A 13,504-nucleotide genomic window follows, 5' to 3' on the forward strand; every position below is an offset into this window, starting at 1 on the left:
GGTAAGCCAACGTATGCCATTGTCACGTTTTGTAAGCAAAGATACGGTGAGTTAATTTGATTACTTAACTTTAATGCGTGTTGTTTGGTAGCTTAACTCTAACCGTTAAGCCCTGACTCACGTTATTAGTAAGTTCGATCGTACCAGCTAAGCGTTTTACAGCGGAGCCTACAATCGCAAGTCCCAATCCAAAGCCGCCGCTGGACTTACTTCTACTGTGATCAAGCCTAGAAAACGGCATCATAGCAAAATCCAATTGCTCAGGGGCAATGCCGGGTCCGTTGTCTATCACTATCAACTCAACCCATTTTTCTGATAGTTGCAATTTAGTTGTCACCATCGACTTAGTATAGCGAGCTGCATTCGAGACGATATTGTCTACAATGAGCTCGAGATATAGGGGCAGCGCTTTGAGCTTTAGATCAGGTTCAATTTCACTTTGGTATTGAATTTTTGGATTGCTTTGTGAATAAAATTCCACTCTTTCTGCAACGAGGTTTGAGAAGTTACACGTTTCAAAAGTGGCATGGCTTTCGACATTTGAGACTTTCGCTAAGGTTAAAATGTTTAGTGATAAGTTCTCTAACTCACTGGCATACCGCCTCAACTTGTTATAAGCGGGATCATCTTTTAAATAATCGTGCTCCCTAGCGACAACTTCAATTGCTAGAGAGAGACCATTCAAAGGGTTCCGTAATTCGTGAGACATAGCAAAAGACATAACCTTCTGTTCTTCAATCAAGTTTTCAAGGTCTTCGGCCATTTTGTTCATGGTCACAAACAATGTATAAAATGGTTCTGGCGAGGTTACATCTATACGCGTCGCTAAATTACCTTCTCTCCATTCCAAACTTGCTTGCTGGATTGGTCTCAAAAACTTTTTTAGCCATGTCAGTAAAACAAGTAACGTCAATGCGATTGCCACGACAAAGCCAATGATTATGGTCATTTGAAATTGAGTATTTAAAGCGTCTTCCTCGTCATTTAGTTTGATTTCATTCTTTTGGTAAGTGTTCAACTTATCAAACTCTTTCTCAAAGTCGATTTCCCTCACAATAAGGAAGTCATTTCCTACAGTCATCGGGTGTAAAGATATATAAATGTCTCTTTTTGGGTCAATGTAAACATCGGTTCTATCCACTTGCGCAACAAATTCCATAGGCGCTAAATAATCTAAAACCCCATCGGCCTCAAGCATGCTGACTCTCAACCCATGTTTGTCTATTTCTAAGCTCCAATCGAAATCATTAATTTTGGCTTGTTGTGCATTGGCGTTAGCATATGAAGCAACTTGTTTTGCATCGATTACAAAAGCTCTAATTGCATATTCCTCTCCTATATGAGAAAAATAAACAATAGTAAACAGGGAGATAGTTACTATCGACAGTAATATGCCTAAGTAAAAATGCCAGAATATATGAATGCGCTTTTTCAAGGTCTACTCCCATCAGTTGGTCTAAAGCCAGTTTATTACCAATGCTTAGATTATTGGATTAAGACTGTGTAAGGGTATGTATCAGATAGTCATTTTAAGTCTTAGAAAGCATGTATCCTTTATTGCGAACCGTAACGATAATTGTGTCTCCAAGGGAAGTATTAGAGAGTTTTTTTCTCAGCCCAGAGATTCGCATATCAATTGCTCGATCATATGCGTCACTTTCAATACCACGCGACGCTTTTGAGCACTCATCTCTCGAAACGGCAGAGCCTGCGTTTTGGGCAAGTAAAAGTAATATATCGAACTCTGCAGTGGTCAAATTCAGTAATTCTCCTGTATCCAACTTCACAGTACGCTTATTAGGGTAAATATTGAGGCCGCTGACCGAGAAGTGATCTGTAGGGGAAGGGGACGTTTGCGACATTCTGCGAAGTATTGACTCAATTCGCGCAATCAATACATGTGGTTTCATCGGTTTTAACACATAGTCATCTGCACCGGCTTTTAGCAAAGCAACCTCTGAAATATCGTTGTCTTTTCCTGTTAGAACTAAGATAGCGCCAGTGTAGAATGCACGTAACTCTTTACATATTTCAAGCCCCGTTTTTCCCGGCAACATTAAATCGAGTAATACTAAGCTTGGAATATGGTTTTTTACCGCATCGATTGCTTTATCGCCATCCGAACAAATTGCACATTGATAGCCTTCTGATTCTAAAAGCATCGAAGTGAGGTCTGCCATTTCGGTATCATCTTCTACAATTAAGACGGACTTTGTCATGTTTATCTCATTATTGTTTGGATTTATCTCAACAGGATAGGACTAAGGCTTTGAAATATAGTTCATAGTCTGAAAAAATTTCCGAGTCTATAAGGTGAATTCATAGTCCTACATTTAAGCATATATCAATTAGTTTCATATTCACTCTCACTATATAAACTAATGCGTTAATGATGTGTTCGGTACTGGTATTTGTTTGCGTATGCGAGTGAAATTTGTGTTGTCCGTTCCAGCAAGCATTGTGTAACACAGTGACGTTATTGCTTTCGAGGTATTTATAATGAACAAACTTGGCGTAGGTGGAAGTTGCTATTGGTGTACAGAGGCTATTTTTACCTCTTTAAATGGTGTTATTAAAGTCACACAAGGGTGGGTAAATAGCATTGGGGATCAAAGCGGGTTCTCTGAAGGCATTTTGATTGAGTTTGATACTGAAGTTATAACGCTATGTGATCTTATCGAAATACACCTTCATACTCATAGTTCAACATCAAACCATAGCCGAAGGGATAAATATCGTAGCGCTGTATACTGTTTTGATGAATTGCAAAAACAATCTGCGGAAGAATGTTTGGACTTGCTAGGTAAGGGCTTTGAAGAGCAAATTATAACGCAAGCTCTCATATTTAATGAGTTTAAAGCGTCAGCGGCACATTACCAAAATTATTTTTATACAGAGCCATCACGACCGTTTTGTAAGAACATTATAACCCCAAAACTAAAAAAGCTACTTGAACAATTCGGTGAAAAAGTCGATGAGGTAAAAGTTAAAAAGGCACTGTATTAGCGTAGGTCTAATACCAGTTAGAGGTTCAATCAAGCCGTTATTTCAAGACCGTTCTTATTTGTCGAATAAGGTAAATTAAAAACCCGATAATATTTTAATCAACATTCTAAATTAAAGAATTTGCAGTCTGATTTATATTCTTTTTATTATTATGTTAAAAGCAACTTGTTTTTATAAGTTCCAGAGAAAGCCCAGCAAAAAAGCTAGGCTAGGGTGATATTTTTACCATTAACCATGGTTTTCATGAAAGTGATCACCGTGTTGGTGATGCCAGTGACCATCATGATTATATTCTACACGACCATGCTCAACACGACTTTTGTGACCGCAATCTAGTCCATGACCATGTTTGTGCTTATTGTGCAATTTGACTTTAGCTTCGTGCGTCTCACCTGCATGACTGTGATGATCATGGCCATTATGATTGTAATCAAAATGGTCTTTATGCCATTCCGAAGCATGACCACAGTTGTAATTATGCGTGTGCTGATGCTTGTCGTGAGATTTATGCTCACTCGCAACTACAGAACATGTCACACCGAGTGACAATACCAATATAATTTCCTTCATAGAGATTCTCCTGATTGTGAAATAATCACTTTAGACTATAGCGATTGCATGTAATTTAAACAATACACAAAACGTATTGCACTTTTGGCAAGGTAACTTTAGGTTTACGCCCTAACTGGGCGTGTGTGCAGGGGAATAAAGTAAAGAATTAAGGGTAAAATGATCTAGTAAATGAAACAAACTGGTTACTTAACATACCACACTCATTTAAACGAGGATAAATACTGTCTGTTTTACGAAGTAGGCAACTTTACCGGAACTGAGCAAGTACTAGAAATTCTAAAGCTAGCCTCTCGCAGCCTCTTTGCGATTTTTTAAAAACGAAGGGGAAGTACTTTTTGCGTTAGTGAAAACATACACTAAATTTATGTATGAATCCTATCAAACAAGGAAATACATAATGTCTTGCTCACAATCACATAAACACTCAAACCATACGCATGGGCCTAACTGTGGTCACACAGCAGTGCGCCATGCTGGTCATGTCGACTATGTTGTTGACGGGAAATTACACCACCCACATGGTGATCACTGTGATGAACATGTTATTGAAGTCAGTTCTGTTAACCCTGATGAGTGTAATCGTGCCCATCAATCTAACGGTCATGTTCATGGTCCTAACTGCGGTCACGAGTCCATTCAACACGGGGATCATGTTGATTATATAGTAGAAGGCAGACTGGAACATCAACATGGTGACCATTGTGATGATCATGGACCAATTGAAATAGTTTAAGCTCATTACATATCCAAAAACAACAGAGCCTATCTTTATTGTAAAGGCTCTGTTTAATTTAAAGTGATGGCAGTCGCTTTCTATTTTAGGGTCTAAGAAGTAAGGTATGCGTGGTTTACAAAGTAATCCCCAGGCTCAAAGTTATAAAATATTTATTCAGATGTTATCAATGATAGCCAGCGAAGTGTTGTGATTTCTGTAAATGTTTTGAGCTATTTAAATCTTCAGTTGAGCAACTTTTTTAGTCTGTCTAGGAGAGTCTCTAACACTTAACGTGAACACTTCCTTTTACAAACTTATACATAAACCCACCATTTCTAGCGTGGCTCATTCCGATTGCATTGATTTATATTGCCTTTTTTAATGCTGATATCGCTTTTAGATTTTTATTCACAAAGTGCGATTTCGTTCGACTTACTATCTGTCTCTTTATTAATTTTTGTAAAATTAATGCCGGAAGAGAATTAAATAAGATATGTAACAAAATTTTTGTTACCTAATTTACAAACAGACAATTAACATATTATGATGGAAGATAGGTGTTTTGGAGTTAACATTCAAAAGTTAGGCTCAACACTCATTTTTTCGGTATTTATAAGGAAAGTAAGGAAATATAATGGGAAAAACTAGAAGACTAAACCCCCTTTGTATGTCAATTAAGCTTCTTTGTTTCGGGGCATTGACATCCGCGCCTATGCACTTTGCTCAAGCGAATCAAGTGAGCGAAGAAGACATAGAAAAAATTGAAGTAACAGGTTCACGTATTTTGCGTGAGGGAACAATCGCTCCAAGTCCAGTTTCAGTCGTCACTGGCGCAGAGCTCGTTAATACTGGTGCACTAAACATCGGTGAAGCACTCAACAAACTTCCGAGTTTAAAGCCGACATTCGGTATGCAGAACTCAGGCAGGTTCATCGGCACATCAGGCTTAAATATTCTTGATTTACGAGGCATGGGTTACGAAAGAACACTTGTACTGGTAAATGGTAAGAGGCATGTAGCGAGTAGTGCAGGTACCTCATCTGTCGATACTAATACTATCCCAACAACTTGGGTAGACCGAGTTGAGGTCATTACGGGTGGCGCGTCTGCGATATACGGTGCGGATGCGGTTACTGGTGTAGTAAACTTTATTCTGAAAAAAAACATAGAAGGGTTTTCTGTCACTGCGACACGTGGTGAAGCTGAAAACTCGGACTACAGCAACCATAAATTTAGCATTTCTTTCGGTCAAGACATTCTCGATGGCCGCGGTAATTTTGGTGTTTCATACGAATTCGCTACTCAGGATAGGTTGAATGCCTTAGACAATGAGTTTACAAACTACGCGAATCGAGAACTAACAAACTTTGACCAAGATCCGACACGACCGGATGATATCAATAACCCTGACGAAATATTCTATAACAATGCAGGTATTTATGGCCTTAATGAAGCGGGCTCCTACCGTGTTGATGGTCTATGGTACACGTTCAATGAAGATGGTTCATCTCGCCCACTTAGATTGAATTACGACAAGTTAGATGGCTTGGGTTGTACCGATTGTGAATTTATGAATCTAAGAAAATTCAGCGAAATTCAACCAACATTCGATCGTCATATTGTGAACTTTAAATCAAACTTTGATGTAAACGATAACATGAACGTGTACTTCGAAGGTAAATATGCACGTATCGAATCGGAAGATTGGGGACAGCCTAGCTTCTTTACGCGAAATCTTCTGATTAAGCGTGATAACCCATTTTTACATTCGTCTACGGCCGATTTAATGGATGAAAAAGGCGTTGATTCTATCTCAGTAATGCGATTCAACGATGATATTGGACGTCGATTTGAGATCAACACACGTGAAACAACACGATTCGTTCTTGGCGTTGAAGGTGTCGTGGCCGAAGATTGGGATTACGAGGTATTTATTAATTCAGGCACAACGGAATTAGAGCGAGCTAACTATAACAATTTAGTCGTGCCTAATTTCTTCGCAGCGGTTGACGCGGTATCTGATGGCCAAGGCAATGTGGTTTGTCGTGACGAAACTGCACGCCAAAATGGCTGTGTTCCGATGGATATTATGGGTTACAACCGTCCAAGTCAGGAGTCGATAAACTACGTTAACACAGTATCGACAGGCACAAGTAAAATTGAACAGTTGAATGCAGGCGCGAGCTTGTCTAACCCTGCGCTTTTTGAATTACCAGCAGGCCCAATGGGTGTAGCATTTGGTTTAGAATATCGAGAAGAAAAGAGTCGCTCAACAGAAGATGAAAACGCCAAATCCGGCGATACATTTTTCAATGCCTTGGGAGAGGATGTTGGTAAATATGACGTATCTGAGGTGTTCGTTGAAACCTCAATGCCAATCCTTGGTGATTTACCACTAATTGATACGTTAACATTAGAGCTTGCAGCCCGTTACGCTGACTATAGTACGGTGGGAGAAGTAACGAGTTGGAAAGTGGGTCTGGATTGGCAGTTATACGATGATCTTAGGTTCCGAGCTACCTTGTCTGAAGCTATTAGAGCACCGAACATTAGTGAGCTATTTGGTGCTGCAAGTGAAACCTTTTATTCAATCGATGATCCATGTCGAGAAAAGTATCTAACTTCAATCTCAGGTGAAGCGCAAAGCAAACGCAGAGCAAACTGTGCCGCTTTAGGTGTGCCAGCAGGCTTTGATGATTCATATGACGATGCAAGGGTTCGTGGATTACAATCTGGTAACTTAGAAGCTAAAGCTGAGGAATCAACAAGTTACACTGTTGGTGCTGTATTCACACCGAGTTTTATCGAGGGTTTAAGTTTTACTGTTGATTACTGGAATATTGAACTAGAAGATGCGATTGATACCATTTTAGCGCAGCAGATTGTTGAACGTTGTGTCGATTCAGATAGCGTTACCAACCAATATTGCGCGCTGATCTCTCGTAATAGCAGTAACCAAATTTCATTGATTGAAAATAAAGTACTGAACATTGCAAGACAAGAATCTTCCGGTGTGGACTTTGAAGTTAACTATGACTTTAAAACTGGTTTTGGTAACTTTAAAACTCGATTGATGGCAACTCGTTTAATTGATCGTAAGAGCTACCCATTCCAGGATGAGCTAGATAACTTTGAAGAATATGCTGGGGTTGACTCAGAGCCGAGCTGGTCTGGCGCACTTGATGTTGGCTATGAATACGAAGACTTTTTTGCTTCTTGGAAGTTGCGTTATGTAGAAGAAACAAGTCGTTTCCGTCCAGATCAATTAGCGACAAATCCGAACCCATCGAATCATATGCGTTGGCCAACTTATGTTGTGAGTGATGTGACTGCAGGGTATCGCTTCGAGAATGGCATTACTGCTAAGCTAGGTATCGACAACCTATTCGATAAGGCAATTATTGAGTATTCAACTGGTACAACAGAAGAAAGCTCTACTTATGATAACTTAGGTCGTTTAGTGTATTTAGAGTTATCTTATAAGTTTTAATTTTTTGATGTTGGTTCCTTTGCCAATATCAATTTAATTGAACTAGCCCCGAAAGGGGCTTTTTTAATTACTTGATTCAATGTATTAGCATTCAAATAAGCACTTATAGATTGAGCCAATCATCTGGTTCTTTTTGCCTACCTGTTTTGTCAAATATAGCGCGCCTTGGGTCACCGTCACTGCAAAGATAAGAGCGCCTATTTCTAGTATGGAAAATGGTGAATACACCATAACCAAAGCGGTATTTATCCAGCTAGCAACCGCAAATAGCCAAGCAAGAAATAGTGTCTTTTCATTTGTTTTTTTATTAAAGGCTTCGGTAATCATATTGATATCCTTGATGTTATACTGTTTTGTATTTATTGAGTTCAATGAGTGCTAGGCTTTAGCTAAATTTCTTTCTGCCTTAAGTGAGAGCTTGCTCGTGACAGTTTGTAATCCAAAACTACTCAGTAAACTTGTGTTTTCATGTTCTTTGGTTAGTCGGTGAAACTCGCAAGCCATTACACATTTTTTATCAGTGGTACACAGTTTTTATTTCGATATATAAAATATTTTAAAAAAAGGTGTAATAGATCGCAGTTTGTGACGACTACTAGTAAAAAAACTTTGGAGACGTATATCGTTGGTAACCTTCACCAAGGACTCAGAAAAAGAGATTATTATAAAGCAGTACTGGCCACAGATAGGTAGAGCGGCCTCCGGTTATGAGAATCGCTCCGCGTTATCCGACGAGCTCGCACAGGAAATGGCGCTGTCTGTTTGGCGTTCATTAGACAGATTTAACGGCCAATGTTCGATTAATACTTATGTCTATAGAGTCATACACAATACGGCAATTGATCATATCAGGCGTCATAGCAAGCTTTCTGAGGATGAGTTGAGTGACAAAACTATTTGTGAGCACACCTCTCCCGAAGCTGATGCGCTTCAAGCACAAAGGCAAAAACATCTCATGAATGCCGTTAATAAACTGCCGCTGAGTTTAAGACAGGTCATGCTTTTAAAGTTAGAAGACCTAAATAATGTTGAAATCAGCGATGTTTTAGGAATTAGCGAGGCGAATGTAGGGATCAGGCTCCATCGAGCAAAAGAGCAGCTCACAAAATTATTAGCGGGAATGAACTAATGGATAATAACGAGTTTGAACAATTGTCATCGCTTTGGCAATCAACTGAGCAAAAATCTTTGCCGCACATGGATAAGCTGATAAAGCGTCATAAAAGACATGGTTTCATTTTAAAGCTCAATATTGTAATAGAGTGCGTTGCAATATTGGCTGTTAGCAGCCTGTTTTTAATGTCACTTATAGAAAAAGCATCGTTGATAAAGCAAATCTGGGTAGGGTTTGCAACCATTTGGGGTATTACGTTATTCGTGTTAATGAGTAAAAGCCGCTTGAGTAGCTTAAAGCACTTAAAAAGTGGGCAGTTAAGCAGCTCTATCGAAGCGCATAAAAAGCTACTTAAAAATGAAATTTTAAGATGGGACCTCAGCATCAAGGCAACCTGGGTATTCGTTCTTGCAATGGGCGTGTTTGCTGTCAGCAAATGTGTTTTTGCACCATGCGACGCTGATAGTGGCTTACATATTGTGATATCGTTTTTGGTGTTAGGTGTCGCGCAAAGCGTTTTTTTTGTTAAGCGTCGCGCTGCGAAGCGTGTGTTGCTCACTCTTGAACAGTGAATCTCGGCGAGTTGATAAAGCAAAAATACCTTTTTTAACGTCCCTGTTAAAGCTTGTTTACTATAAAAAAGACACAAGCTTAATCACTTGTATTATTGCGACAATAGAACCACAAATCAGAAACATAGCACCTCTTTTGTGAAGCTTTTCAAGGCTCGTTGTAGGTGTTTCGGTTTTTGCTGCTTTTAAAACTTTACCTTTAAAGACCATTCCTATAGAGACTAAAAATATTACTAAAGTAATCGTTAAATCTGTCATCAATTCAGGCGGCATGGATATTCCTCAAAACATATTATGTCGTAACAACTTGTGTTGTGGCTAGCATTCAAAATTTCTAAGCCAACTCTCAAGCTGGGCATCCTAAATCATGTAAGCGTAGAAATAAAGAGCGTTATCTATCTAGCGGTTATACATAGAACTATGTTGTATTCCGCTTCTGTCAGTTTGCGCTAATCTTGATATCACTCTCGAGATAAAGAAAGTTAACAGTAAAAACTGCCTATTCGATACTTGTAAAAAAAGGGGATTACTTGCTAAACCTAATATTGCGCAATTGACAATTGCATACCTAAAATTTTTGGAGGGATCGCATATGGCTCTTAAACCTTTAACTGTTGTTGCCAAAGATGCACACATCGAATTATTTGAAAAAGAATATGTTGGCTCGCATAACGCGCTCATTTCAAAATTAAACGATGTTGCTTACAAACTTTATTCAATACCGATGGAAAACCATTACATTAGAGACACCATAATTATTGAAGTGTCGAAAGCGTTAATGGAGACAAAAAAGTATTTTAGAACGCTAGAGTCTAATAGTCCACGCAATGAGGAAACCGAAGGGCGACTGGTTATGCTGTGGGGGATGGTGGCTGCTCCAATAGGGTTTATTGACAAAGATCTTGCTATTTTATGTGCTTTGGACCAAGAAAATTGGCTCCACCCCGATGGTTGGTCCGCCGATGAAATTATAGAGTTTGGGGTAAAGTTAGACAGCGTATCTCGCAAGTTTATGCGGCTATCATTTCCTGTATCTGTTTGGCATTAGTTGACGTTAGTCATCAGATTCATGCGATGATAATAGCGGTGAAGGGTCGATGAAAGCTTCCATGCAGGGTTTATCTGAGACAGGCTAATTCTTTGGCCTGCCAGGTGTAGTGACTGGTTTCAAAAGATATTTGCGGGTTTAATTGTTTTTTTTGGAATTTTGATAATTCAGCGCACGAATTCTCTATTTGGCTTAATTTTAATATTTGCGGGCTATTGCATGTATTGTGACGCGCAAAAAGGCGTGTGGTTTTGTATTGATTTTAAATCTAAAGATCGTACTGGTTATCAAGGAGATAACGATTCTGAAGGGGGCTGCGACTAGGGCTTATAATAGGGCACTTAAATAAGGCCCATATAGCGAGGTTTGAAAACTCTGTAAGTCACATATGAGATTAGCGATCGATAATATTGGATACAATATATTATTGACAATCAATTGTGTGTTGATTAGTTTATAATCTCATAAATAATAAAAGGACATTAAAAATGAAGTTAAAACTAAACAAATCTAAGATTAAAAACCTATCTAATAGTCAGCCACTTAACCAATTTGCAACACCATTAATTGCCGGTGGTAGACGAGGCGGCGGCGAAACAGAATACGATAGAGGTTGCCCATTTTTCACAGATAGACAAGCAAAGACATGCGGCATGGGCTGGACTTGTGACGGTGTAAATTAATTCAATTGAAGCGCCAAGTAGCGCTTCTTCAATAAACCCCTCAAAAGGTTCGGGTTGAAGAATACAAAACCCAAACATTAAAAATAATGTCGTTATCTGCAAAGAAAATTATGAATTAGGTTTGTGGATTTTGCCCATTTCTTAAAGTTAACAGTCGAATTTCTCAATTGTATAGAAGGAAAGTGAATGAAATTATATAGGTTCGTCACAGGACCAGATGATGAGGTATTTTGTATGCGAGTTTCTCAATCTCTTAATAGCGGCTGGCAACTTCACGGTAGCCCAACACTAACTTTTGATGGAAAAACACCGATTGCGGGGCAAGCACTTGTTAAAGAAGTCCCCGATGAAGAATTTCACGAGGGTATTGACTTAAGATCTTACTAAGTAGCGCTGAAATTTAATTATGTTGAATAGCTAAGTCGTAACAAATTTACTGTCTAATTCTAGTCATATGAAGCTGTGTGTATCACGATTTCACTTTCTGTTAGAAATCAGGAGCAGCCGAGCAGCTGGCGTGCTTTGTACTATGTTAGTTTGAACACCTTGATTGCGTAGATAACAAATTGAGCGATTAGTAGTAGGGGCCGCTTGGTTTTAACGATATTACATTAAATGGAATAGAAAAATGAGTAAACAATTTGATTTTATCAGTGTTATCAAGTTCATACCCGAAATATTAATCGCATTAGGTGTGCTATATTTTGCTATCAAAACATTTAATCAGGAAACTGAAAATACGAGACATGATAGATTTAAGCCTTTATATGAAGCGTATTTAAGTTTAAAAAAAGAATCATATAAGCTGTCTTTAAAAGGCAAGGAAATAGCGGAACTAAAAAGAACGGGTGAAAACGATCGCACCGAAGATTACATTGAAAAGCTGAATATCCAACTGTATATGTTTCGTGATACAGCGAAAATCTATGAGAAACGATACTGCAAAGCTGAGCCAATTCAGACGCAGATAGAGCTTTTAATCAATAAGAATGACGAAATAAGAAACGCAATCCTGCAAAAGAATGCCGCAGCCCACGAAATAGGAAAGATGTACAGTGAGTTTTCGCAATCTAATATGCAGTGTGTTGACAAGATTATAGATACCTATATCGGTGGTCAGTGCGTTGACTTTAAAAAAACAGCAGGTTGTTAGTTTATAATTTCGATATTGCCCGTTTCTTTTAAAGTTTTTGAAATGGGCATTCAATGTCTTTAAAAATATCCCTTATTGACCACCGCTTTTCGAGATGCAGGGCTTGCTGGCCAGTATCTATACTTTTTTGCACTTTACTTATGCAGTAATTTGCTGAGTGAGGCGTAAATAGTACTTTTATAAAGGAAGCTTTCTGACTAACTATTGCTTGATTATTTGTCTTTTTTAAAATTTATAAACGAACCTAAGTGCTAGAAGTGTTTTGTTCGCTAAGTGAAAGTGATGATTTAATCGACCAAGCTCGCCTGCTCAATTATATACAGATAAGTTTTTTATTTCTTCTGTAATGGGAAAACCTGCTATTTAATCTGATGGTACAAAAAGAGAAGCCCAATAATGTGGTGAAAAAGCCTATATAAACTTACCTTGGTATAACTTGTATTGAAAAGAAAGTTGACTATTGCTGCTAGGTATATAGATTAATTGATAGTGTTCTAGGCGATAAATTAGCATAACTAATAACAAGCGAACCTGAAGCAAATGAAGTGCACAACGAATAGAATAGGAAAATAAGTTCTATTGTGCTGAAATATCTAAAGTTTTATTTGATCTTCATACTTTCATAAGGAAACTGACATGGAACGTATCCCAGAAAATTCGAGAATTAGCACATATACTACCGACGCCTATTTTGCTGATTGTTTCGCGTGTGACATAGACTACGAAAATCAACCTGCTTTAGATATATTCCTTTCAATTGCTAGAGGTATTCCAAGTTGGGTCGAACATCTGATGTCTATACGAAATAATATTGTGTCAAAGTTAGGTCTCAAAAACCTTGGGGCGTTGTCTGGCATTGATAATGATAAGTTAGTGACAGACTATAAGGTCGGTGAAAGGGTTGGTATTTTTATACTGCATTCTCATACACACAACGAAGTGATCCTTGAAGACCGGGACAAACATCTAGATGTAAAAGTGTCATTTTATGTCGAACCAAATGGTAGCAAAGCGCGTGTGTATGCAAATACTGTAGTTCATGTGCATAATATGTTTGGAAAAATATACATGTTCTTCGTAGCACCTGTACACAAGTTAATCGTACCATCTTCGTTAAAAGCACTGCCGCAAATAGAGCGTAAAAACTGAG

At 38.5% G+C, this 13,504-nt stretch carries 15 protein-coding genes; 10 read left to right on the forward strand and 5 right to left on the reverse strand.

The genetic code is table 11. The annotated features are described in order from the left end of the window. Positions 1–70: 70 nt before the first annotated feature. The gene (locus tag A7985_RS03990) at positions 71–1,435 is read right to left on the reverse strand and encodes a sensor histidine kinase (RefSeq protein ID WP_065789104.1); all 1,365 of its coding nucleotides are present in this window, start codon (positions 1,433–1,435) and stop codon (positions 71–73) included. A 94-nt stretch (positions 1,436–1,529) separates the two neighbouring features. Further along, positions 1,530–2,219, reverse strand: coding sequence for a response regulator transcription factor (locus tag A7985_RS03995; RefSeq protein ID WP_065789105.1), 690 nt, complete (start codon positions 2,217–2,219; stop codon positions 1,530–1,532). A 280-nt stretch (positions 2,220–2,499) separates the two neighbouring features. On the opposite strand from A7985_RS03995, the gene A7985_RS04000 reads away from it, so the two are divergent. After that, complete coding sequence (locus tag A7985_RS04000) at positions 2,500–3,006, forward strand: peptide-methionine (S)-S-oxide reductase (protein ID WP_065789106.1); 507 nt, start codon at positions 2,500–2,502, stop codon at positions 3,004–3,006. A gap of 228 nt (positions 3,007–3,234) precedes the next feature. Here A7985_RS04000 and A7985_RS04005 read toward each other — a convergent pair whose 3' ends face one another. Beyond that, the gene (locus A7985_RS04005) at positions 3,235–3,576 is read right to left on the reverse strand and encodes a hypothetical protein (RefSeq protein WP_065789107.1); all 342 of its coding nucleotides are present in this window, start codon (positions 3,574–3,576) and stop codon (positions 3,235–3,237) included. Between the two features lie 400 nt (positions 3,577–3,976). On the opposite strand from A7985_RS04005, the gene A7985_RS04010 reads away from it, so the two are divergent. Together A7985_RS04010 and A7985_RS04015 are read left to right on the forward strand one after the other, a co-directional pair. Continuing rightward, a complete protein-coding gene (locus A7985_RS04010; RefSeq protein WP_065789108.1) occupies positions 3,977–4,312 on the forward strand; it encodes a hypothetical protein in 336 nt (111 codons plus the stop codon). A 616-nt stretch (positions 4,313–4,928) separates the two neighbouring features. Further along, positions 4,929–7,784 carry a TonB-dependent receptor plug domain-containing protein gene (locus A7985_RS04015; protein ID WP_065789109.1) on the forward strand — a complete coding sequence of 952 codons (2,856 nt, stop codon included), beginning with the start codon at positions 4,929–4,931 and terminating at the stop codon, positions 7,782–7,784. A gap of 84 nt (positions 7,785–7,868) precedes the next feature. On the opposite strand, the gene A7985_RS04020 is transcribed toward A7985_RS04015, so the two are convergent. Next, positions 7,869–8,111: a hypothetical protein gene (locus tag A7985_RS04020; RefSeq protein WP_065789110.1), complete on the reverse strand. Its 243-nt coding sequence runs from the start codon at positions 8,109–8,111 to the stop codon at positions 7,869–7,871. A 298-nt stretch (positions 8,112–8,409) separates the two neighbouring features. Between A7985_RS04020 and A7985_RS04025 the strand changes: the two genes are divergently transcribed. Both A7985_RS04025 and A7985_RS04030 read left to right on the forward strand, forming a co-directional pair. Continuing rightward, a complete protein-coding gene (locus A7985_RS04025; RefSeq protein ID WP_065789111.1) occupies positions 8,410–8,913 on the forward strand; it encodes an RNA polymerase sigma factor in 504 nt (167 codons plus the stop codon). Continuing rightward, positions 8,913–9,470 carry a hypothetical protein gene (locus tag A7985_RS04030; RefSeq protein WP_065789112.1) on the forward strand — a complete coding sequence of 186 codons (558 nt, stop codon included), beginning with the start codon at positions 8,913–8,915 and terminating at the stop codon, positions 9,468–9,470. The genes A7985_RS04025 and A7985_RS04030 overlap by 1 nt, the downstream gene beginning before the upstream one ends. A gap of 60 nt (positions 9,471–9,530) precedes the next feature. On the opposite strand, the gene A7985_RS04035 is transcribed toward A7985_RS04030, so the two are convergent. Then, positions 9,531–9,743, reverse strand: a complete 213-nt coding sequence (locus tag A7985_RS04035; RefSeq protein WP_065789113.1) for a hypothetical protein — start codon at positions 9,741–9,743, stop codon at positions 9,531–9,533. A 319-nt stretch (positions 9,744–10,062) separates the two neighbouring features. Here A7985_RS04035 and A7985_RS04040 point away from each other — a divergent pair, with 319 nt between their 5' ends. The 5 genes from A7985_RS04040 to A7985_RS04060 all read left to right on the forward strand — a co-directional run bounded on the left by A7985_RS04040 (position 10,063) and on the right by A7985_RS04060 (position 13,503). Further along, positions 10,063–10,518 (forward strand): hypothetical protein, encoded by a 456-nt coding sequence (locus tag A7985_RS04040; RefSeq protein ID WP_065789114.1) that lies wholly within the window; start codon positions 10,063–10,065, stop codon positions 10,516–10,518. A gap of 488 nt (positions 10,519–11,006) precedes the next feature. Further along, on the forward strand, positions 11,007–11,201 hold the full coding sequence (locus tag A7985_RS04045) for a hypothetical protein (RefSeq protein WP_065789115.1): 195 nt from the start codon (positions 11,007–11,009) through the stop codon (positions 11,199–11,201). Between the two features lie 186 nt (positions 11,202–11,387). Continuing rightward, the gene (locus A7985_RS04050; protein ID WP_065789116.1) at positions 11,388–11,588 is read left to right on the forward strand and encodes a DUF1737 domain-containing protein; all 201 of its coding nucleotides are present in this window, start codon (positions 11,388–11,390) and stop codon (positions 11,586–11,588) included. Between the two features lie 241 nt (positions 11,589–11,829). After that, on the forward strand, positions 11,830–12,354 hold the full coding sequence (locus A7985_RS04055) for a hypothetical protein (RefSeq protein ID WP_065789117.1): 525 nt from the start codon (positions 11,830–11,832) through the stop codon (positions 12,352–12,354). 636 nt (positions 12,355–12,990) lie between these two features. Continuing rightward, positions 12,991–13,503, forward strand: a complete 513-nt coding sequence (locus A7985_RS04060) for a DUF2867 domain-containing protein (protein ID WP_065789118.1) — start codon at positions 12,991–12,993, stop codon at positions 13,501–13,503. Position 13,504: the final 1 nt, after the last annotated feature.

Origin of the sequence: Pseudoalteromonas luteoviolacea (assembly GCF_001696455.1) — a bacterium.
GTDB classification, from domain to species: domain Bacteria; phylum Pseudomonadota; class Gammaproteobacteria; order Enterobacterales; family Alteromonadaceae; genus Pseudoalteromonas; species Pseudoalteromonas luteoviolacea_C.

Coding starts and splice junctions, on each gene's coding strand:
- A7985_RS03995 (WP_065789105.1), bottom strand. CDS start 2,219: ATGACAAAGTCCGTCTTAATTGTAGAAGATGATACCGAAATGGCAGAC.
- A7985_RS04000 (WP_065789106.1), top strand. CDS start 2,500: ATGAACAAACTTGGCGTAGGTGGAAGTTGCTATTGGTGTACAGAGGCT.
- A7985_RS04005 (WP_065789107.1), bottom strand. CDS start 3,576: ATGAAGGAAATTATATTGGTATTGTCACTCGGTGTGACATGTTCTGTA.
- A7985_RS04010 (WP_065789108.1), top strand. CDS start 3,977: ATGTCTTGCTCACAATCACATAAACACTCAAACCATACGCATGGGCCT.
- A7985_RS04015 (WP_065789109.1), top strand. CDS start 4,929: ATGGGAAAAACTAGAAGACTAAACCCCCTTTGTATGTCAATTAAGCTT.
- A7985_RS04020 (WP_065789110.1), bottom strand. CDS start 8,111: ATGATTACCGAAGCCTTTAATAAAAAAACAAATGAAAAGACACTATTT.
- A7985_RS04030 (WP_065789112.1), top strand. CDS start 8,913: ATGGATAATAACGAGTTTGAACAATTGTCATCGCTTTGGCAATCAACT.
- A7985_RS04035 (WP_065789113.1), bottom strand. CDS start 9,743: ATGCCGCCTGAATTGATGACAGATTTAACGATTACTTTAGTAATATTT.
- A7985_RS04040 (WP_065789114.1), top strand. CDS start 10,063: ATGGCTCTTAAACCTTTAACTGTTGTTGCCAAAGATGCACACATCGAA.
- A7985_RS04045 (WP_065789115.1), top strand. CDS start 11,007: ATGAAGTTAAAACTAAACAAATCTAAGATTAAAAACCTATCTAATAGT.
- A7985_RS04050 (WP_065789116.1), top strand. CDS start 11,388: ATGAAATTATATAGGTTCGTCACAGGACCAGATGATGAGGTATTTTGT.
- A7985_RS04055 (WP_065789117.1), top strand. CDS start 11,830: ATGAGTAAACAATTTGATTTTATCAGTGTTATCAAGTTCATACCCGAA.
- A7985_RS04060 (WP_065789118.1), top strand. CDS start 12,991: ATGGAACGTATCCCAGAAAATTCGAGAATTAGCACATATACTACCGAC.